The sequence below is a fragment of the Comamonas odontotermitis genome, assembly GCF_020080045.1.
In the GTDB taxonomy this organism is placed as follows: Bacteria; Pseudomonadota; Gammaproteobacteria; order Burkholderiales; family Burkholderiaceae_C; genus Comamonas; species Comamonas odontotermitis.
The window spans coordinates 2024511-2042969 of sequence record NZ_CP083451.1 but is presented as its reverse complement, the minus strand read 5'-3'; the positions used below and the strand labels follow the sequence as shown (position 1 = coordinate 2042969).

21 protein-coding genes and 3 tRNA genes are annotated in these 18459 nt (G+C 62.2%); 10 read left to right on the top strand and 14 right to left on the bottom strand.

What is annotated here, in order from left to right:
- The first annotated feature begins 27 nt into the window (after positions 1-27).
- Entirely contained in the window at positions 28-987 is a 960-nt protein-coding gene (locus tag LAD35_RS09545) for a DMT family transporter (protein WP_377780256.1), read from the top strand.
- Positions 988-1018: 31 nt separating this feature from the next.
- Here the strand turns inward: LAD35_RS09545 and LAD35_RS09540 are convergent, their stop codons facing one another.
- Both LAD35_RS09540 and msrA read right to left on the bottom strand, forming a co-directional pair.
- Positions 1019-1495 carry a Fur family transcriptional regulator gene (locus LAD35_RS09540; RefSeq protein ID WP_224152436.1) on the bottom strand — a complete coding sequence of 159 codons (477 nt, stop codon included), beginning with the start codon at positions 1493-1495 and terminating at the stop codon, positions 1019-1021.
- A gap of 73 nt (positions 1496-1568) precedes the next feature.
- Positions 1569-2120, bottom strand: a complete 552-nt coding sequence (msrA, locus tag LAD35_RS09535) for a peptide-methionine (S)-S-oxide reductase MsrA (protein ID WP_224152435.1) — start codon at positions 2118-2120, stop codon at positions 1569-1571.
- A 242-nt stretch (positions 2121-2362) separates the two neighbouring features.
- Between msrA and LAD35_RS09530 the strand changes: the two genes are divergently transcribed.
- From LAD35_RS09530 to LAD35_RS09510, 5 genes are read left to right on the top strand one after another with little or no spacing between them, the layout of a single operon-like run.
- Entirely contained in the window at positions 2363-3043 is a 681-nt protein-coding gene (locus LAD35_RS09530; protein WP_224152434.1) for a TetR/AcrR family transcriptional regulator, read from the top strand.
- Entirely contained in the window at positions 3040-3213 is a 174-nt protein-coding gene (locus LAD35_RS09525; RefSeq protein ID WP_224152433.1) for a hypothetical protein, read from the top strand. Before LAD35_RS09530 ends, LAD35_RS09525 begins: the two co-directional genes overlap by 4 nt.
- Positions 3210-3923: a protein-L-isoaspartate O-methyltransferase family protein gene (locus LAD35_RS09520; RefSeq protein ID WP_224152432.1), complete on the top strand. Its 714-nt coding sequence runs from the start codon at positions 3210-3212 to the stop codon at positions 3921-3923. Before LAD35_RS09525 ends, LAD35_RS09520 begins: the two co-directional genes overlap by 4 nt.
- Before the next feature lie 60 nt (positions 3924-3983).
- Complete coding sequence (locus tag LAD35_RS09515; RefSeq protein WP_224152431.1) at positions 3984-4319, top strand: rhodanese-like domain-containing protein; 336 nt, start codon at positions 3984-3986, stop codon at positions 4317-4319.
- 39 nt (positions 4320-4358) lie between these two features.
- Positions 4359-5765, top strand: coding sequence for a TolC family outer membrane protein (locus LAD35_RS09510; protein WP_224152430.1), 1407 nt, complete (start codon positions 4359-4361; stop codon positions 5763-5765).
- Positions 5766-5900: 135 nt separating this feature from the next.
- Here the strand turns inward: LAD35_RS09510 and LAD35_RS09505 are convergent.
- The 12 genes from LAD35_RS09505 to uvrB form a co-directional block, all read right to left on the bottom strand.
- Positions 5901-5975, bottom strand: a tRNA-Val gene (locus tag LAD35_RS09505).
- A 37-nt stretch (positions 5976-6012) separates the two neighbouring features.
- Positions 6013-6087, bottom strand: a tRNA-Val gene (locus LAD35_RS09500).
- Between the two features lie 37 nt (positions 6088-6124).
- Positions 6125-6199, bottom strand: a tRNA-Val gene (locus LAD35_RS09495).
- A gap of 59 nt (positions 6200-6258) precedes the next feature.
- The gene (gene dnaQ, locus LAD35_RS09490) at positions 6259-6984 is read right to left on the bottom strand and encodes a DNA polymerase III subunit epsilon (protein ID WP_224152429.1); all 726 of its coding nucleotides are present in this window, start codon (positions 6982-6984) and stop codon (positions 6259-6261) included.
- Positions 6985-7101: 117 nt separating this feature from the next.
- Positions 7102-7440, bottom strand: a complete 339-nt coding sequence (fdx, locus tag LAD35_RS09485) for an ISC system 2Fe-2S type ferredoxin (RefSeq protein ID WP_224152428.1) — start codon at positions 7438-7440, stop codon at positions 7102-7104.
- Positions 7441-7462: 22 nt separating this feature from the next.
- On the bottom strand, positions 7463-9325 hold the full coding sequence (gene hscA, locus LAD35_RS09480) for a Fe-S protein assembly chaperone HscA (RefSeq protein ID WP_224152427.1): 1863 nt from the start codon (positions 9323-9325) through the stop codon (positions 7463-7465).
- A gap of 125 nt (positions 9326-9450) precedes the next feature.
- Positions 9451-9969: a Fe-S protein assembly co-chaperone HscB gene (hscB, locus tag LAD35_RS09475; protein ID WP_224152426.1), complete on the bottom strand. Its 519-nt coding sequence runs from the start codon at positions 9967-9969 to the stop codon at positions 9451-9453.
- 230 nt (positions 9970-10199) lie between these two features.
- The gene (iscA, locus tag LAD35_RS09470) at positions 10200-10523 is read right to left on the bottom strand and encodes an iron-sulfur cluster assembly protein IscA (RefSeq protein ID WP_224152425.1); all 324 of its coding nucleotides are present in this window, start codon (positions 10521-10523) and stop codon (positions 10200-10202) included.
- Between the two features lie 6 nt (positions 10524-10529).
- Positions 10530-10928, bottom strand: coding sequence for a Fe-S cluster assembly scaffold IscU (iscU, locus tag LAD35_RS09465; RefSeq protein WP_224152424.1), 399 nt, complete (start codon positions 10926-10928; stop codon positions 10530-10532).
- 39 nt (positions 10929-10967) lie between these two features.
- On the bottom strand, positions 10968-12188 hold the full coding sequence (locus LAD35_RS09460; protein ID WP_224152423.1) for an IscS subfamily cysteine desulfurase: 1221 nt from the start codon (positions 12186-12188) through the stop codon (positions 10968-10970).
- Between the two features lie 151 nt (positions 12189-12339).
- Positions 12340-12885 (bottom strand): Fe-S cluster assembly transcriptional regulator IscR, encoded by a 546-nt coding sequence (gene iscR, locus LAD35_RS09455; RefSeq protein ID WP_184711518.1) that lies wholly within the window; start codon positions 12883-12885, stop codon positions 12340-12342.
- 219 nt (positions 12886-13104) lie between these two features.
- Complete coding sequence (gene uvrB, locus LAD35_RS09450) at positions 13105-15198, bottom strand: excinuclease ABC subunit UvrB (protein WP_224152422.1); 2094 nt, start codon at positions 15196-15198, stop codon at positions 13105-13107.
- Positions 15199-15332: 134 nt separating this feature from the next.
- Between uvrB and LAD35_RS09445 the strand changes: the two genes are divergently transcribed.
- The 4 genes from LAD35_RS09445 to LAD35_RS09430 all read left to right on the top strand — a co-directional run bounded on the left by LAD35_RS09445 (position 15333) and on the right by LAD35_RS09430 (position 18356).
- Positions 15333-16532, top strand: a complete 1200-nt coding sequence (locus tag LAD35_RS09445) for an amino acid aminotransferase (protein ID WP_224152421.1) — start codon at positions 15333-15335, stop codon at positions 16530-16532.
- 287 nt (positions 16533-16819) lie between these two features.
- Complete coding sequence (locus LAD35_RS09440; RefSeq protein WP_224152420.1) at positions 16820-17068, top strand: GlsB/YeaQ/YmgE family stress response membrane protein; 249 nt, start codon at positions 16820-16822, stop codon at positions 17066-17068.
- A 94-nt stretch (positions 17069-17162) separates the two neighbouring features.
- Positions 17163-17696: a hypothetical protein gene (locus LAD35_RS09435; protein ID WP_224152419.1), complete on the top strand. Its 534-nt coding sequence runs from the start codon at positions 17163-17165 to the stop codon at positions 17694-17696.
- Between the two features lie 57 nt (positions 17697-17753).
- Positions 17754-18356 (top strand): isochorismatase family protein, encoded by a 603-nt coding sequence (locus LAD35_RS09430; RefSeq protein WP_224152418.1) that lies wholly within the window; start codon positions 17754-17756, stop codon positions 18354-18356.
- Positions 18357-18459: the final 103 nt, after the last annotated feature.

The following is an 18459-nucleotide window of genomic DNA, read 5'->3' as shown; positions in this document are numbered from 1 at the left end:
ACCGCTTTGCGCTGACCCGCCCCCACCATGCCCAGCACCACCACGCCCCAAGCCCCGGCACAGACCGTCTCTCCGCCAGCCGCCCTGCCCTCAGCCGCATCCATCCCCGTGATGCGCTGGTTGCCGGAATTTGTCGTGCTCGCCGTTCTGTGGGGAGCATCGTTTCTGTTCATGCGCCTGGGCGCATCGCAGTTCGGCCCCGTGCCCACGGCAGGCCTGCGCGTGGCGCTGGCCGCGCTGTTTCTGCTGCCGGTGATGTTGGTGCGCGGCGAGTGGCCTGCGCTGCGCGCGCACTGGCGCCCGGTGCTGTTCTCGGGCCTCATCAACTCGGCCATTCCGTTTGCCCTGTTTTCCTATGCCGTGGTGCACATGCCCACCGGCATGGCTTCGGTGCTCAATGCAGCGGCACCGCTGTTTGGCGCACTGGTAGCCTGGCTGTGGCTGGGCGACCGCATCACGCCGCTGCGCGCCATCGGCCTTCTGATGGGTTTTGCTGGTGTGGCCCTGCTGGCCCTGCATGACCGGCCGGCAAGCACCGACGGCGGCTGGGCCGCCTATACCGCCATAGGCGCCTGCCTGTGTGCATCACTCAGCTACGGCATTGCGGCCAGTTTTGCCAAGCGCTACCTGGTGGGCGTGCCGCCCTTGGCCACAGCCACCGGCAGCATGATTGGCGCGGCGCTTGGCCTGCTGCTGCCCACCATTGCGCTGTGGCCCGCGCAGATGCCGCCACTTTCGTCATGGCTGGCAGTGGCAGCGCTGGCCCTGCTGTGCACCAGCATCGCCTACATTCTGTATTTCCGCATCATCCAGACGGCCGGGCCCAGTCGCGCCATTGCGGTGACCTTTCTGGCGCCGGTGTTTGCCCTGCTCTACGGCAACTGGTTCCTGGCCGAGCCGATCACGGCCTGGATGGTGGGCTGCGGCGCGATCATCATCGGAGGCACCATGCTCTCGACAGGGCTCATCGGGGCCAAGAAGGCCTGAGCGCCGCCCAGCAAGGGCTTCTTTCAATGCCTTAGCGATGGCCTGATTTGCAGTCAGCGCACAGCCCCTGCAGGCGCAGCTCGCTCTGTGAAGGCGCCAGGCCCTGGCCCTGCAGGGTCTGCAGGTACTGCGCCATGGCGTGGGCAATCTGGGCATCGGCACTCTCGTCGAGCGCCTGTACCTGGTGGCAATCGGTGCATTCGTAGCGCACGTGCAATGCCTCGGCATGGGTGGGCACCGAATAGCGGGTCAGGCGTTCGCTGTCCACGCTCTTGACCAGCCTTCCGGCGGCTGCCAGCCTGTCGAGCAAGCGGTAGGTTGTGACCCGGTTCACGTCCACGCCCATTTTCTGCAGGCGCGCCTGTACATCGGCGGCAGACCACTGCATGTCCGGCTGCGCGGCCACCAGGGCCAGCAAGGCTTTGGTGGCACGCGTTGCGCGCATGCCGGCGGGCAGCGCGTCTACGCGCAAGGCAGCAGTCGTGGTGGATGGGGTACGTGCGGACATGGGGCGAGTGAACCAATGCTGATGCAATTGTGTTGCATTATGCCTGTCCAAATGCATGTCCAGGCATTGCCACCTATTTCAGCCAGTTGGCAAAGCGGGTTTCCAACTTGTCCACCTTGGGGCTGACCACGTACTGGCAGTACGGCTGACGCGGATTGTTCTCGAAGTATTCCTGGTGGTAGATCTCAGCTGGCCAGAACTGAGTGAGCAGTGCCACCTCCGTGACCACCGGCGCACCGAACTGGCCACTGTCTGCCAATTGCTGCACAAACGCACGCACCGCTGCCAACTGCTCGGCACTGGTGGTGTAGATGCCGCTGCGGTACTGCGTGCCCACATCATTGCCCTGGCGATTGGGGGTGGTCGGGTCGTGCGTGGCAAAGAATATCTGCAGCACCTGCGCAAGCGGCAGCACGCCCGGGTCAAACACCAGCTCAATGCATTCGGCGTGGCCGGTGGTGCCGCTGCAGACCGCTTCATAGCTGGGCTGGGCCACATGGCCATTGGCATAGCCGCTGGTCACACTCTGGACGCCGCGCACCCGTGAGAACACGGCTTCGGTGCACCAGAAGCACCCTCCCGCCAGATAGATTTTTTCGGTAGTGGAACGTTCATCGATGGCCATGCGTGCTCCAGGAGACATATGCAACAAGTGACGGTATGGCTGACTGTTGTACCAGAGAAAATGTGGCCCATTTCGTCAGCGCATGGCTTTATTTGCGGGCGGCCTCCAGGCCATTCAAGAGCCACTCGGGCTTGACGGCAAGGAACTGCGCCACTACATTAATAACCAACGGGTCAGTAATTTTTCCTGGCCTTCTGCTTGCACGCCACCTCCACTCCTGGCACTGATTTCCTTCTGTTCGCATGGGCACCCTCACCTCCGACCTTCCCCCGGGCACCAGCTCTGCACCTGCTCGAAGAAGCAGGCGCAAGCAGGCGCGCCCGGGTGAGTTGCTGGACGCCGCGCTGGATCTGTTTGTCAGCAAGGGGTACGCCGCCACCAAGGTGGAAGAAGTCGCGCGGCTTGCGGGCGTATCCAAGGGCACCCTGTTCCTGTACTTTCCCAGCAAGCAGGATCTGTTCAAGGCTGTCGTTCGCCATGTGCTGGCCGACCGTTTTGCCGAATGGAGCCTGGAGCTGGACAACTACCAGGACGACACCGCCAGCCTGATCCACTATTGCTACGAGGTCTGGTGGACGCGCATCGGCGCCACCAAGGCCTGCGGCCTGCCGCACCTGGTAATGGCCGAGGCCAACAATTTCCCCGAGATCGCCGCGTTCTACCGGCAGGAAGTGGTCGTGCCGGGCAACCGCCTGGTTGAGCGCATTTTGCAGCGCGGCATCGACCGGGGCGAGTTGCGCGCCATGGATGTGGGGTACGGCACCACCCTGGTACTGGCCCCGCTGATCTTCTGCGCCATTGCCCAGAGCTCCGGCGGGCTGTGCCTGCCCAACCCGCAGTTTGACGTACCGGCGTTCTTGCGGCTGCAGGCTGACACCCTGGTACGCGGCCTCGCTCCCGACGCCAGAGGTGCCCTGCCATGAAGACCTCGCCTTGCCCCACCCTGCTGCACTTCAACGCTGCCAAGCCAATGATTTTGCGCAATGGTTGGTGCAAAAGCGGTGCCAACCCGCGCAAGCTGCGTAAGCAGCCTAAAATCAGGGGTTTGTCATCGTTTTATCTCACCCCACAAGTCAACTGGAGTCTGGAATGAGTTTGCCCTTGAACATGGTCACGAATGGAAGTGATAAGTACCAGCTCGCACGCTACAACATGGTGGAGCAGCAGGTGCGCCCCTGGAGCCTGGGTGACGAGCAGGTGCTCGAACTCATCGGCACCCTGCGCCGCGAAGAGTTCGTACCCGATGGCCTGCAGGACATGGCTTTCATGGACATCCAGTTGCCGCTGCTCGGCGACGACGGCGAAGAGGCCATCGCCAACGGTCACTGCATGATGCCTCCGCGCGTCGAAGCCCGCGTGCTGCAGGATCTGAAGCTGCAGCCCAATGACAACGTGCTCGAGATCGGTACCGGATCGGGGTACATGGCTGCGCTGATGTCGCGCCTGGCCAAGCAGGTCACCACCATCGAGATCGAGCCTGCTCTGGTCGAGCTGGCCCGCGCCAACCTGCACCGCGCGCAGATCAGGAATGTGGACGTGGTTCTCGATGACGGCTCCAACGTCAAGGCCATCGGCGGCACCTACGACGTGATCGTGCTGAGCGGCTCGGTGCACGAAGTGCCGGCAGCCTTCTTCGACAAGCTCAACGAAGGCGGTCGCCTGATCGCCTTTGTCGGCAACGAGCCGATGATGCGCACCACGCTGTACACCCGCACCAAGGGCAAGATCGATGTGAGCCAGCCTTGGGATATCGTCGTGGCACGCCTCAAGGGTTTCCCGGAAGCGCCACGCTTCAAGTTCTGAACCCGCCCTCCCATTGCCATGCAGCGGCCCTTGGCGCAGCTGCATGGCGGAAAGAAAGCTATGGAGCAAATCCGCCCTGCACAACTGCAAGAATGGCTGGCCCGCCACGCCGGGGCACAACCCCTGGTGCTGGATGTGCGCGAGCCCTGGGAAGTGCAGACCGCCTCGGTCAGCCCCGAAGGCTTCGAGCTGCTGAACATCCCCATGCAGCAGATTCCGGCAGCCCTCTCGCAGCTGGATGAAGACCGCCCGATTGCCTGCTTGTGCCACCATGGCATGCGCAGCCTGCAGGTGGCGCATTTCCTCACGCAGAACGGCTTTACCGAGGTGTCCAACATCACCGGCGGCATCGACCTGTGGAGCGCAGAGCGCGACCCCCGCGTTCCTCGCTACTAAGACACGCAAGACCCGTCAACTCAGAGCCGCCTGCGCTGGATGAACAAGCGCTTGCGCCCCATCTCCAGACCTACCATGCGCCCAGCACCTGCCCTGCCCCGTCTCTTGTGGCTCCACACCTGCATTGCAGGCACATTGCTCGCTTGGGGCGGCACTGCCGCCCACAGCCAGAGCCTGTCGCAGATGGCCGAGCAGGCCAGCGGCTACGACGCAGCATGGCTGGCCGCACGCGCCAATGTGGACGCCGCCATCAGCCGCGCAGAGCAGGCCCGTGCGGGGCTGCTGCCACAGGTCGCCCTGCAGGCGCAGTCGCAATACAGCCGCACCGAAGTCAGCAAGCCGGAGCTGACGATCACCGGCCCCAACCACCAGTTGGGCCTGGTTGCCAGCCAGCCACTGTACCGGCCCGCCAACCGCATTGCACTGGAGCAGGGAAAGCTCGGCGCCAACATCGCCAGACTTCAGCTCGACGCCGCGGCCCAGGACTTGCTGGTGCGGGTGGCCCAGGCCTATTTTGATGTACTGGCCGCCGAAGACACCATGCGCTTCGTGCAGGCACAGAAAGCGGCGGTGCAGGAGCAGCTGGCCGCTGCCAGGCGCAATTTTGATGTGGGTACCGCCACCATCACCGATTCTCGCGAGGCCGAGGCCCGCTTCGACCTCGTGCGCGCCCAGGAAATTGCCGCCGACAACGATCTGACCGTCAAGCGGCTCGCGCTCGACAATGTGGTCGGCATGCCCGGCAACCAGCCCTGGCCACTGCAGCAGCCCGCCAGGCTGCCTGCGCTCATGCCCGACAGCGTGCTGCCCTGGGTCGACCAGGCGCAGGCCGATCAGCTACAGATCCGCATTGCGCAACTGGCGGTCGACAATGCCCGGCTCGACACGAAAAAGGCCGAAACCGGCCACCTCCCCACAGTGGACCTGCAAGCAAGCGTAGGCCGGCAGTTCTACCCCAAGGGCAGCATCACCATGCCCACCAATGGCTACAACGCCAACCAGGGCACGGTGGGCGTCGTCCTGAATGTGCCGCTCTTCTCCGGCTTTGCCGTGCAAAACCGGGTCAAGGAAACCGTGGCGCTGGAGACCAAGGCAGAGGCAGAGCTGGACAACGCGCGCCGCACGGTGACGCAAAGCGTGCGCAACGCCTTTTTCGGCGTGCAGTCGAGTGCCAGCCAGGTCAAGGCCTTGGAAGCCGCAGAGGCCAGCAGCCAGCTTGCGCTGGACGCCAACCGCACGGGCTACGAAGTTGGCGTGCGCATCAACATCGATGTGCTCAATGCCCAGAGCCAGCTGTTCCAGACCAAGCGCGACCTGGCACAGGCGCGCTACAACACCCTGCTGGGCCAATTCAAGCTCAAGCAGGCGAGCGGCAATCTGACGCTGGACGACGTTCGCGCCGTCGATCTGCTGCTGGCCAAGCCACAAACCACCGCCAAGCCCTGAGCCTGAACCAGCAGCAAAAACCGCCAGAGCCCCGTATAGCCTCGTCTTGGCGTGCTGCAATCACAGCAACGCATCCCAAATGAAAAGGAAAAAGCAAAAAAGGCCGGGTGCATGCACCAGGCCTTTTGTCCGCATTGGTGGGTGATACATGGATCGAACATGTGACCCCTGCCGTGTGAAGGCAGTGCTCTACCGCTGAGCTAATCACCCGAAGAAAGCCGCCTTTGCAGGCATCTTTCCGAAAAACTGGTGGGTGATACATGGATCGAACATGTGACCCCTGCCGTGTGAAGGCAGTGCTCTACCGCTGAGCTAATCACCCAAAGAAAGCCGCCTTTGCAGACATCTTTCCGAAAAACTGGTGGGTGATACATGGATCGAACATGTGACCCCTGCCGTGTGAAGGCAGTGCTCTACCGCTGAGCTAATCACCCCGGATGACGTTTCCGTCAAGACCGCTATTATGGCAGCAATTTGTTGCGTGCCCGGTAAATCAGGCTATTTTTCGCCAAATTGTTTTGTCGCCGCTTGATTTGTCGATCTGCGCAAGCACTTCTTCGTGCGCGGCCAATTCTGCGTCCGAAGGTACGATCACGGGCAGGTCAAAGTGGCTCAAATCCTGGCGCTGCACCACAATTCCGGCCTTGCCAGCAGACGAACCGAGCGCACCGGGTGCAGCATCCATGGACAGCAATTGCTCCTGCCCGCGCGTCATGTTGATGTAGACGTCTGCCAGCAGCTCTGCGTCCAGCAAGGCGCCGTGCAGGTCGCGGCCCGAGTTGTCCACTTCCAGGCGATCACACAGGGCATCGAGCGAGTTGCGTTTGCCGGGGAACAGCTCCTTGGCCATCACCAGGCTGTCGATCACGCCGCTGACCATGCTGGTCAGGCTGGGCATGCCCACACGCTCGAACTCCTTGTTCAGGAAGCCCATGTCGAACGGCGCGTTGTGGATGATCAGCTCCGCGCCCTGCAGGTATTCCTGAATCTGCGCCGCCATTTCATGAAAGCGCGGTTTGTCGGCCAGAAACGCCGTCGTGATGCCGTGCACGCGCAGCGCATCTTCGTGGCTTTCACGGTCGGGGTTGAAGTACAGGTGCAGGTTGTTGCCGCTGAGCTTGCGGTCTACCAGTTCCACGCAGCCCAGCTCGATCACGCGATCGCCTTCGGCGGCCGACAGGCCGGTGGTTTCCGTATCCAGAACAATTTGGCGAGCCATCCCTACATCCTCTCAATCATATGCCCGTGCATGCTACCTCAGCCGCTGCGCCCCGCCCTTTCTCGCTCCTGAGCGAAGAGCCTGGGCGCCGCAGCAACGCCCTGCGGGTGCAGGCGCTCAGTGGTTTTCTTTGGCGTGGTTGATCGAGTATTTGGGGATTTCCACCGTCAGGTCTTCGCGCGCCACAATGGCCTGGCACGAGAGGCGGGACTGCGGCTCCAGGCCCCAGGCCTTGTCCAGCAGATCGTCTTCTTCCTCTTCCGAGGGCTCCATCGAATCAAAGCCCTTGCGCACGATGACGTGGCAGGTGGTGCAGGCGCGGCTCATGTCGCAGGCATGTTCGATGTTGATGCCGTTTTCCAGCAGGGCTTCACAGACCGATGTTCCGGTGGGCGCCTTGATTTCAGCGCCATTGGGGCAGTATTCGGCGTGCGGGAGGATCTTGATAACTGGCATGGGGTCGTTTTCTGGTAATTTTTTAAATGGATTGCACGTTCTTGCCGGCAAGCGCCTGGCGGATGCCGCGGTTCATGCGCTCTGCGGCAAAGGTCTCGGTGCCCTTGCCCAGGGCTTCGCTGGCAGCCTCGATGGCGGCAGCGTTGTCGCCCGTCAAGGTGGCGCGCAGTGCATTCATCAGCGCGTCGATCTGCTCGCGCTCGGCGTCGCTCAGCACGTCGCCGTCGGCATCCAGCGCGCTTTGCGCGGCAATCAGCAGGCGGTCGCCGTCCACGCGCGCCTCCACCAGCGCGCGCGCCTGCATGTCGGCCTGCGCGGTGCTGAAGCTGTCCTGCAGCATGCGGGCGATCTGGTCGTCCGACAGGCCGTACGACGGCTTGACGTCGATCTGCGCCTGCACGCCACTCATCTGCTCCTGCGCGCCCACCGAAAGCAGGCCATCCGCATCGATGGTGAAGGTGACGCGAATGCGTGCGGCGCCCGCTGCCATCGGAGGGATGCCGCGCAGCTCGAAGCGCGCCAGGCTGCGGCAGTCGGCCACTAGGTCGCGCTCGCCTTGCACTACATGGATCGCCAGCGCGGTCTGGCCGTCCTTGTAGGTGGTGAAATCCTGCGCGCGCGCGGTCGGAATGGTTTCGTTGCGGCTGACGATGCGCTCGACCAAGCCACCCATGGTTTCGATGCCCAGCGACAGCGGAATCACATCGAGCAGCAGCAGGTCGCCATTGGTGTCGTTGCCCGCCAACTGGTTGGCCTGGATCGACGCCCCCAGGGCCACGACTTCGTCCGGGTTGAGGTTGGTCAATGGTTCGCGGCCAAAATAACCGGCCACGGCCTGCCGCACCTGCGGCATGCGGGTGGAGCCGCCCACCATGACGACGCCCTGCACCTCGTCCTTGTCCAGTTGCGCATCGCGCAGCGCGCGGCGTACGGCGGTGAGTGTGCGGTCGGTCAAATGACGGGTGGCTGCGTCAAAATCTGCGCGATTCAGATCAAAATGAATGTTGGCGCCCGCCAGCTGTGCGCTGAATGCTATCGATTCAGAAGCAGTCAATCCTTCCTTCGCCGCCTTGGCGGCCAGGCGCAGCACGGCCTTGTCCTGCGCACTCTGCGCCACGGCGCCGGTCTTGGCAAGCGCCCATTGGGCCAGCGCCGCATCGTAGTCATCACCGCCCAGGGCCGAATCACCGCCGGTGGCAATCACCTCGAACACGCCGCGTGCCAGGCGCAGGATGGAGATGTCGAACGTGCCGCCGCCCAGGTCGTAGACGGCGTAGATGCCTTCTGCGGCGTTGTCGAGCCCATAGGCAATGGCAGCGGCTGTAGGTTCATTGATGAGGCGCAGCAGCCTGATGCCGGCCAGCTGCGCCGCATCCTTGGTGGCCTGGCGCTGTGCATCGTCAAAATACGCGGGCACGGTGATGACGGCGCCATACAGGTCGTTGTCAAACGTGTCTTCTGCGCGGTAACGCAAGGTAGCCAGGATCTCGGCACTGATCTCCACCGGAGACTTGCGGCCCGCCACGGTCTCGATGGCCACCATGCCAGCATCTTCGGGCTGCACCAGCTGGTACGGCAGTTGCTCGGGGTGCTGCACATCGGTCAGGGTGCGGCCCATCAGCCGCTTGGCAGATGCAATGGTGTTGGCAGCGTCCAGCCCCGGCGTGGTGAGCGCCGCGTAGCCAATGTCGCGCTTGCCGCCCTCATGGTAGTGCACGACGGACGGCAGCAGCACGCGGCCATCGTCATCAGGCAGGCATTCGGCTACGCCGTTGCGCACGGCGGCCACCAGCGAATGCGTGGTGCCCAGGTCAATACCCACAGCGATGCGACGTTGGTGCGGATCGGGAGACTGGCCGGGTTCGGAAATTTGGAGCAATGCCATGGATGCTATTCTTTTATGAGTTCTATCGCTTGCAGGATGGGCGCTGGCGATCTGCTTCATGCAAACCACTGCCAAGCAGCGCCCCAGTGCCCAGCGGCTGGATCCCGCAAGTCGCGGTACAGGGCTTATTGTCCCAGTTGCTCGCGGCGGCGGTCGATATCTGCGCTAAATCGCGCAACAAACATGAGGGCTCTCACCTGCTGGGCGGCTTCCGCGTAGTTGCGCTCGGCATCAAGCAGTTGCTCGCAGCGCGCGAGCATGGTTCGGCGCGAAGCCTGCACTTCGTCCTCCAACGCGTCAACTGCGGCGGCGCTCTGCGCGTCTTCGAGGGCCTCGCGCCACTCCATCTGCTGCATCAGGAACGCTGCGGGCATGGCTGTGTTGTCTTCGGCACGAATGGGCGCGCCATGCAGCTCGCACAGGTAGGCGGCGCGCTTGAGCGGGTCCTTGAGGCGCTGGTAAGCCTCGTTGATGCGCACCGACCATTGCATGGCCACGCGCTGCGCCGCCGCACCCTGGGCCGCAAACCGGTCGGGGTGCGCCTCTTTCTGCAGCAGCTTCCAGCGCTCGGCCAGTTGGCCTGCGTCTTGCGCAAACTGCTCGGCCACGCCGAACAGCTCAAAATCATTGGATTGCAGGTTCATCGTTCTTCAAGTCGCCTCGGCTCGCTCGCCACACACGGCGGCCTTTTCGCCAACAAAATCGCCATTGTCCTCGCTCGGCATGGCGTTAAAAAACCGCCTGGCGGTGTGCGAAGGCGGTCATAAGTTGCCGGTGATCAAAAAGAGCTGTCTGCGGCCTTCTGTACGAAACTTCAGCATATTTCAGCTTGAAACCCCGTATCACGAGCGCCGACAGCTCTGTTTTCAATAGCTTACACGCGAAAGCTCTCGCCGCAGCCGCAACGGTCACGCTCGTTGGGGTTGTGGAACTTGAAGCCTTCATTCAGGCCTTCGCGCACAAAATCCAGCTCGGTGCCATCGATATAGGCCATGCTCTTGGGGTCGACCAGTATCTTGACGCCGTGTTCCTCGAACACCACGTCTTCAGGCGCGGCCTCGTCCACGTACTCCAGCTTGTAGGCCAGGCCCGAGCAGCCGGTGGTCTTGACGCCCAGGCGCACACCCACGCCCTTGCCGCGGCGCGACAGGTAGCGGGTGATGTGGCGCGCAGCCGATTCAGAAAGCGTGACAGCCATTGGTGCTTATGCCTCCACCTTGGCGGTGTGCTTGGCCTTGTAATCGCTCACGGCAGCCTTGATCGCGTCTTCTGCCAGGATGGAGCAGTGGATCTTGACAGGGGGCAATGCCAGCTCTTCAGCGATCTGCGCGTTCTTGAGCGCGGCGGCTTCGTCCAGCGTCTTGCCCTTGACCCATTCGGTCACCAGCGACGACGAGGCGATGGCAGAGCCACAGCCGTAGGTCTTGAAGCGTGCGTCTTCGATCACGCCGGTTTCGGCATTGACCTTGATCTGCAGCTTCATCACGTCGCCGCAAGCGGGCGCGCCCACCATGCCGGTACCAACGGATTCGTCACCCTTGTCGAAAGAGCCCACATTGCGGGGGTTTTCGTAGTGGTCGATGACCTTGTCGGAATATGCCATTTTGGATACCTCTTTACTGTTGCTTCGTGGTGCAGGGGCTCAGTGAGCAGCCCACTGGATGGTGCTCAGATCGACACCGTCCTTGTACATTTCCCACAGGGGGCTCAGCTCGCGCAGCTTGGCGACGTTCTCGCGGATAGACTGCACGGCGTAATCGATGTCGGCCTCGGTCGTGAAACGGCCGAAGGTCATGCGCAGGCTGCTGTGGGCCAGCTCGTCGCTGCGGCCCAGGGCGCGCAGCACATAGCTGGGCTCCAGGCTGGCCGAGGTGCATGCCGAGCCGGACGACACCGCCAGTCCCTTGATGCCCATGATCAGCGATTCACCTTCCACGTAGTTGAAGCTGATGTTCAGGTTGTGCGGAACGCGGTGTTCCAGGTCGCCGTTGATGAAGACCTGCTCGATGTCCTTCAAGCCATCGATCATGCGTTGCTGCAGTGCCTTGGCGTGGGCGTAGTCCTTGGCCATTTCTTCCTGTGCCAGGCGGTAGGCCTCGCCCATGCCTACGATCTGGTGCGTAGCCAGGGTGCCCGAACGCATGCCGCGCTCGTGGCCGCCACCGTGGATCTGCGCTTCCAGGCGCACGCGTGGCTTGCGGCGCACGTACAGTGCACCGATGCCCTTGGGGCCATAGGTCTTGTGCGAAGCCAGGCTCATCAGATCGATCTTGAGCTTGGTGACGTCGATTTCCACCTTGCCCGTGGCCTGCGCTGCATCCACGTGGAAGATGATGCCCTTTTCGCGGCAGATGTCGCCAATCGTCTCGATGTCCTGGATCACGCCAGTTTCGTTGTTGACGAACATGACGCTCACCAGAATGGTGTCGGGGCGGATGGAGGCCTTGAAGACGTCCAGATCGACCAGACCGTTTTCCAGCACGTCCAGATACGTGACTTCAAAACCCTCACGCTCCAGGGCGCGCATGGTGTCCAGCACGGCCTTGTGCTCGGTCTTGACCGTGATCAAGTGCTTGCCCTTGCCCTTGTAGAACTGGGCGGCACCCTTGATGGCCAGATTGTCCGACTCGGTGGCGCCGCTGGTCCAGATGATTTCACGCGGATCGGCGTGGATCAGATCGGCCACTTGCTTGCGCGCCTTCTCCACCGCCTCTTCCGCAGTCCAGCCCCAGGCATGGCTGCGCGAGGCCGGGTTGCCGAAATTCTCCGACAGCCAGGGAATCATGGCTTCGACCACACGGGGGTCCACCGGCGTGGTGGCGCCGTAGTCGAGGTAAATGGGGAAATGTGGGGTCATGTCCATATCTGGCTTCTCAGGCATGTGCGGGCGAGGCACACGCAAAATCACAAAACACGTTGTGCTAACAGCACAGGCAGATGCCACGTACAGGCGCACCCACCCTGCCCGGCGCTCCGCATGCCCCGGGCTGCGGCGCCAGGCGCCGCATCAAACCTTAGGATTTGGCAAATGCATTGCCTACGTTGCCGAGTGCAAACACCGAGTTCGGCGCGGTCACGCGGATAGGCTTGACCACCGGCGTGGTCGAAATGGCGCGGCGCACCACGGGCTTGTCTTCGATCTGAATGCCCTTGGCGAGCTGATCGTCCACCAGCTTTTGCAGGGTGACGGAATCAAGAAACTCCACCATGCGCTGGTTCAGCGAAGCCCACAGCTCGTGCGTCATGCAACGACCTGCTTCGCCCATGCAGTTTTCCTTGCCACCGCACTGGGTGGCATCAATGGGTTCGTCCACCGACACAATGATGTCCGCGACGGTGATTTCGGCAGCCTTGCGGGCCAGCGTGTATCCGCCGCCCGGGCCACGCGTGGATTCCACCAGTTCGTGGCGGCGCAGCTTGCCAAACAGCTGCTCCAGATAAGACAGCGAGATTTGCTGGCGCTGGCTGATGGCAGCCAGGGTAACTGGACCATTGTTCTGGCGCAAAGCCAGATCAATCATGGCAGTAACAGCAAATCGGCCCTTGGTCGTGAGACGCATAATCGTTCCTTAGAGGTCAGGCTTGATAACCATAGACATCCGAAGCAAGCAAGCCACCCGCATCGGCTTCGTCATAGCCCGTCGCTCTACCCTGTTGCCAGGGCAGGTCCCGTTCATCGAAAGGCTTTATTCTTGTTGTTGAGTAATTTGTGTCAGTATAGCACAATGCCCCATAAATTCGCTCGGGTAAGCAAAGATTACTGACACAACCAGTTTCCACTAAGCGCTGCGGGTATTCCCTGCCTCTGGAGATGCCCCACCAAAAGCCCTTTGTTTGAGCAAGGTCAATTGGTCGCGCGCCCGGGCCGCAGCCTCGAATTCGAGGTTGCGCGCCGCTTCCATCATTTCCTTTTCCAGCCGCTTGATTTCCTTGGAAATATCGCGTTCGGACATTTCCTCGACCTGCGCCTTCTGCAAAGCCACTTTTTCGGCCCGCTCAAACTCCTCGCTGGCCTTGGTGCTGTATACGCCGTCAATCAGGTCGCGCACCTGCTTGACAATGCTCCTAGGCACAATGCCATGGGCTTCGTTGAAGGTCATCTGCTTGGCCCGGCGACGCGAGGTTTCGTCCATCGCCCGCTTCATCGAGTCGGTGATGCGGTCGGCATACAGGATGGCCTTGCCGTGCATATTGCGCGCCGCCCGGCCAATGGTCTGGATCAGGCTGCGCTCGGCGCGCAGAAAGCCTTCCTTGTCGGCATCCAGGATGGCGACCAGGGATACTTCCGGAATATCCAGGCCTTCACGCAGCAGGTTGATGCCTACCAGCACGTCAAATGCGCCCAGGCGCAGGTCGCGGATGATCTCCACCCGCTCGACCGTGTCCACATCGGAGTGCAGGTACCGCACCTTCACGCCGTTGTCCGTCAGGTACTCCGTCAGCTGTTCGGCCATGCGCTTGGTCAGGGTTGTGATCAGCACCCGCTCATTGACCTTGACGCGGGCATGGATCTCCTGAAGCACATCGTCCACCTGGTGAGTTGCGGGGCGCACCTCCACCTCGGGGTCGACGAGGCCCGTGGGTCGCACCACCTGCTCTACCACCTTGCCGGCGTGCTGCTTTTCATAGTCGGCCGGCGTGGCCGATACAAACACCACCTGGCGCATGCGCTGCTCGAACTCCACGAACTTGAGCGGCCGGTTGTCCAGCGCGCTGGGCAGGCGAAAGCCGTACTCGACCAAGGTGGTCTTGCGCGCCTTGTCGCCGTTGTACATGGCGTTGAGCTGGCCGATCATCTGGTGGCTCTCGTCCAGGAACAGGAGCGCATCCTTGGGCATGTAGTCGGTCATCGTGGGCGGCGGATCGCCCGGCATGGCCCCGGAGAGGTGGCGCGAGTAGTTTTCGATGCCCTTGCAGTGTCCCACCTCGCTCAGCATTTCCAGATCGAAGCGCGTGCGCTGCTCCAGACGCTGCGCCTCCACCAGCTTGCCTTCACCCACCAGTTGCTTCAATCGCCCGGCCAGCTCCTCCTTGATGGTTTCGACGGCCGCCAGCACCTGGTCGCGCGGTGTCACATAGTGGCTGCTGGGGTAGATGGTAAAGCGCGGCACCTTCTGTCGCACCCGGCCCGTGAGGGGGTCAAACAGCTGGATGCTTTCAACCTCATCATCGAACAGCTCGATGCGCACGGCCAGTTCGCTGTGCTCCGACGGAAACACATCGATGGTGTCGCCACGCACACGGAACGACCCGCGCGAGAAATCCATGTCGTTGCGCTTGTACTGCATGCGCACCAGCTGCGCAATCGTGTCGCGCTGGTTGATCTCGTCGCCCACGCGCAGGATGAAGCGCATCTTGGTGTACGACTCGGGCGAGCCGATACCGTAGATGGCGGAGACGGTGGCCACCACGATGGTGTCGCGGCGCTCCAGCACGCTCTTGGTGGCCGACAGCCGCATCTGCTCGATGTGCTCATTGATGGCGCTGTCCTTTTCGATGAAAAGATCGCGCTGCGGCACATAGGCCTCGGGCTGGTAGTAATCGTAGTAGCTGACGAAATATTCCACCGCGTTCTTCGGAAAGAACTCGCGAAACTCGCTGTACAGCTGCGCGGCCAGCGTCTTGTTGGGCGCAAACACGATGGCGGGCCGCCCCGTGCGGGCAATGACATTGGCCATGGTGAAGGTTTTGCCCGAGCCGGTCACGCCCAGCAGGGTCTGAAACGCTTCGCCATCCTCAATGCCCTCCACCAGGCCATCGATGGCCGCCGGCTGGTCGCCTGCAGGCGGGTAAGGCTGGAACAGCTCGAACGGCGAGCCCGGATATTGAACAAACTGGCCCTGGCGGGCTGCCTCGGTAGTGACTTCGTGCATAGGTCGGGTATGCCACGCGCGAGCGGGCATCGCTAGAATACGGGGGTTAACCCCGGAGCGTACGGCAATTTCTTGAAACGAGATTCTTGCATCTTGGGGCGAAACGCCAGATTTCTACCTTCTTAGGACTCCTCATGTCTCTTTTTTCTTCCGTCGAAATGGCCCCCCGCGACCCTATCCTGGGTCTGAACGAACAATTCGCAGCTGACACCAACCCGAGCAAGGTGAACCTGGGCGTGGGCGTGTATTTCGACGACAACGGCAAGCTGCCGCTGCTGCAATGCGTGCAAGCCGCCGAAAAGGCCATGATGGACAAGCCCACGCCGCGTGGCTACCTGCCCATTGACGGTATCGCCGCTTATGACAGCGCTGTCAAGGGCCTGGTGTTTGGCGCCGATTCCGACGTCGTCAAATCCGGCCGCGTTGCCACCGTGCAAGCCGTGGGCGGCACCGGCGGCCTGAAGATCGGCGCCGACTTCCTGAAAAAGCTCAGCCCCAATGCCAAGGTGCTGATCTCCGACCCCAGCTGGGAAAACCACCGCGCCATCTTCACCAATGCTGGCTTTGAAGTGGGCAGCTACCGTTATTACGATGCCGCCACCCGCTCGGTCAACTTCGACGGCATGCTGGCCGACCTGAACGCCGCAGCGCCCGGCACCATCGTGGTGCTGCACGCCTGCTGCCACAACCCCACCGGCTACGACATCACTGCCGCCCAGTGGGACCAGGTGATCGCCGCCGTCAAGGCCAAGAACCTGACCCCATTCCTGGACATGGCCTACCAGGGCTTTGGCCACGGCATCAAGGAAGACGGTGCCGCTATCGACAAGTTCATTGCCGCCGGCCTCACCATCTTCGTGTCCACCTCGTTCTCCAAGAGCTTCAGCCTGTACGGCGAGCGCGTGGGTGCCCTGTCGGTGGTCTGCACCGACAAGGAAGAAGCCGCCCGCGTGCTGAGCCAGCTCAAGGTCGTCATCCGCACCAACTACTCCAACCCACCCACCCACGGTGGCGCCGTGGTGGCCGCCGTGCTGAACAACCCCGAGCTGCGTGCGTTGTGGGAAAGGGAACTGGGCGAGATGCGCGTGCGCATCAAGGCCATGCGCCAGAAGCTGGTGGACGGCCTCAAGGCTGCCGGTGTGAAGCAGGACATGTCGTTCATCACCACGCAGATCGGCATGTTCAGCTACTCCGGCCTGTCCAAGGACCAGATGGTGCGCCTGCGCAACGAATTCGGCGTTTACGGCACCGACACCGGCCGCATGTGCGTGGCTGCACTCAACAGCAAGAACATTGACTACGTCTGCGCCTCGGTAGCCAAGGTCATGGCCTGATATCGCACCGGTCGGCAGCTGGCGTGGAACGGCAGCTGCCGTCGAATGCAAACCCTGCCCCGCAGCCTGCGGGGCATTTTTTTGCCCCAGAAGCCGCCACCCCGGGATTACCATGACTCGCGGCGCCTGGCTCCCGGCGGGTTTGCAGCTGTTTGCAATTGGCTGCATGTTTTTAAACGTGTCCTACAAAACAGGCTACATTCTGTCGCTACGCTCGGTACACGCTGGGCCGTTGGTCTGCGCGGGTCGTTCAATCTCTTTTCACATGGCTTTTTGGAGGAATTTGCATGTCAATCATTGGAACCATTTTTGTCGGCCTGATTGTCGGCCTGCTTGCGCGGGCCCTCAAACCTGGCGATGACAAGCTGGGCTGGATCATGACCATCCTCCTGGGCATTGCCGGCTCCCTGCTTGCCAGCTATGCCGGTGTCGCCATGGGCTGGTACCAGGAAGGCCAGGCGGCGGGCTGGATTGCCTCCATCGTGGGCGCCATCATCCTGCTGTTCATCTACGGCCTGGTGCGCAAGAAGGCTTGACCGCAGACCTGCCCACCCGTCGCCAGACAAGGCTGCCATGCGCCTGCCGCGCGGGCAGCCTTGTTTTTTCCCTGCACTGCCTCACCTCCTTGCCATGAAATTCGCCCGCAAGCCTCGCCCCCCATCTGCGCTGCAGCTCGCCATGGACACCGGCAACCCGGCATTGATCGAAGCCGTGGAGCAATCGCGCAAGCTGCTGCACCGCAAGGCCCTGACGGCGGCGCTTGCCAGCGCAACGCCGATTCCGGGTCTGGACATGGCGGTGGATGCCGCCCTGCTCTCACGGCTGATTCCGCAGATCAGCACGAACTTCGGCCTCAGCGACGACCAGATTGCCCGCCTCTCACCCGCCAAGCGCGACAAGGTGCAGAACACCGTCAACATGCTGGGCGGGGTGCTCATCGGCAAGCTCATCACCAAGGATGTCATCATGCGTGCCGCCAAGGCGCTGGGCATGCGGTTGACTGCGCAGCAGGCCAGCAAATATGTGCCCATTGCAGGCCAGGCGGTGGCTGCGGCACTGGGCTATGCGACACTACGCTACCTGGGCGAACAACACCTGCGCGACTGCGTGCGGGTGGCGCACGAGGCGGGCATTGTCCTGCCCATCGCTTACGCCCGTGATTAATCCGTGTCTTTTGCCCCAGACGCCTGCCCTGCTGGCACCTGAGGCCATCCAATTCCTATGCTTCTAGATTTCGAAGAATCCCAACTCGTCCTGGTGGACTACCAGGAAAAGCTGATGCCCGCCATTTTTGAAGGCGGGCAGGTCCTGCGCAATGCCACCACACTGGCCCGCATTGCCCGGCAGCTGCAGGTACCCGTGTTCGGCACCGAACAGAACCCCAGCAAGCTGGGCCCCAATGCCGAGGAACTGCGCGCACTGTGCAACAAGACGCTGTCCAAGATGTTCTTCAGCGCCGTGCCCGAGGGCCTCAACGAATGGCTGCGCCCGCCAGCCAAGCCGCAAGGCGGCAATGCCCGCAGCCTGCCCAAGCACCTGCAAAAACCCCAGCAGCAAGCCCCCGAGCGCAACAGCATCGTCATTGCCGGCTGCGAAGCGCATGTCTGCCTGCTGCAGACGGCGCTGGAGTTGCTGGAAGATGAGTTTGAAGTCTGGGTCGTCACCGATGCCTGCAGCAGCCGCACCGAACGCAACCGCGATGCCGCGTTCGACCGCCTTGCAGGCGCTGGCGCCGAACTCGTGACCACCGAGATGGTCGCCTTCGAATGGCTGCGCAGTTGCGAGCACGAAGACTTCCGCGAAGTACTGCAGTGGATCAAATGATCTGCCAGAAAATACTTGAAGTCAGCGCGCCACTGCGTTGAAAACAAAAAAGCTTCCCAAACGGAAGCTTTTTTGTTGGGACAAGCAGGCGACGTGCCCGCCA

What these genes read in the sequence shown, in the direction of transcription:
- LAD35_RS09545 (WP_377780256.1), top strand. Translation starts at nt 28, where the DNA reads ATGCCCAGCACCACCACGCCCCAAGCCCCGGCACAGACCGTCTCTCCG.
- LAD35_RS09540 (WP_224152436.1), bottom strand. Translation starts at nt 1,495, where the DNA reads ATGTCCGCACGTACCCCATCCACCACGACTGCTGCCTTGCGCGTAGAC.
- msrA (WP_224152435.1), bottom strand. Translation starts at nt 2,120, where the DNA reads ATGGCCATCGATGAACGTTCCACTACCGAAAAAATCTATCTGGCGGGA.
- LAD35_RS09530 (WP_224152434.1), top strand. Translation starts at nt 2,363, where the DNA reads ATGGGCACCCTCACCTCCGACCTTCCCCCGGGCACCAGCTCTGCACCT.
- LAD35_RS09525 (WP_224152433.1), top strand. Translation starts at nt 3,040, where the DNA reads ATGAAGACCTCGCCTTGCCCCACCCTGCTGCACTTCAACGCTGCCAAG.
- LAD35_RS09520 (WP_224152432.1), top strand. Translation starts at nt 3,210, where the DNA reads ATGAGTTTGCCCTTGAACATGGTCACGAATGGAAGTGATAAGTACCAG.
- LAD35_RS09515 (WP_224152431.1), top strand. Translation starts at nt 3,984, where the DNA reads ATGGAGCAAATCCGCCCTGCACAACTGCAAGAATGGCTGGCCCGCCAC.
- LAD35_RS09510 (WP_224152430.1), top strand. Translation starts at nt 4,359, where the DNA reads ATGAACAAGCGCTTGCGCCCCATCTCCAGACCTACCATGCGCCCAGCA.
- dnaQ (WP_224152429.1), bottom strand. Translation starts at nt 6,984, where the DNA reads ATGGCTCGCCAAATTGTTCTGGATACGGAAACCACCGGCCTGTCGGCC.
- fdx (WP_224152428.1), bottom strand. Translation starts at nt 7,440, where the DNA reads ATGCCAGTTATCAAGATCCTCCCGCACGCCGAATACTGCCCCAATGGC.
- hscA (WP_224152427.1), bottom strand. Translation starts at nt 9,325, where the DNA reads ATGGCATTGCTCCAAATTTCCGAACCCGGCCAGTCTCCCGATCCGCAC.
- hscB (WP_224152426.1), bottom strand. Translation starts at nt 9,969, where the DNA reads ATGAACCTGCAATCCAATGATTTTGAGCTGTTCGGCGTGGCCGAGCAG.
- iscA (WP_224152425.1), bottom strand. Translation starts at nt 10,523, where the DNA reads ATGGCTGTCACGCTTTCTGAATCGGCTGCGCGCCACATCACCCGCTAC.
- iscU (WP_224152424.1), bottom strand. Translation starts at nt 10,928, where the DNA reads ATGGCATATTCCGACAAGGTCATCGACCACTACGAAAACCCCCGCAAT.
- LAD35_RS09460 (WP_224152423.1), bottom strand. Translation starts at nt 12,188, where the DNA reads ATGGACATGACCCCACATTTCCCCATTTACCTCGACTACGGCGCCACC.
- iscR (WP_184711518.1), bottom strand. Translation starts at nt 12,885, where the DNA reads ATGCGTCTCACGACCAAGGGCCGATTTGCTGTTACTGCCATGATTGAT.
- uvrB (WP_224152422.1), bottom strand. Translation starts at nt 15,198, where the DNA reads ATGCACGAAGTCACTACCGAGGCAGCCCGCCAGGGCCAGTTTGTTCAA.
- LAD35_RS09445 (WP_224152421.1), top strand. Translation starts at nt 15,333, where the DNA reads ATGTCTCTTTTTTCTTCCGTCGAAATGGCCCCCCGCGACCCTATCCTG.
- LAD35_RS09440 (WP_224152420.1), top strand. Translation starts at nt 16,820, where the DNA reads ATGTCAATCATTGGAACCATTTTTGTCGGCCTGATTGTCGGCCTGCTT.
- LAD35_RS09435 (WP_224152419.1), top strand. Translation starts at nt 17,163, where the DNA reads ATGAAATTCGCCCGCAAGCCTCGCCCCCCATCTGCGCTGCAGCTCGCC.
- LAD35_RS09430 (WP_224152418.1), top strand. Translation starts at nt 17,754, where the DNA reads ATGCTTCTAGATTTCGAAGAATCCCAACTCGTCCTGGTGGACTACCAG.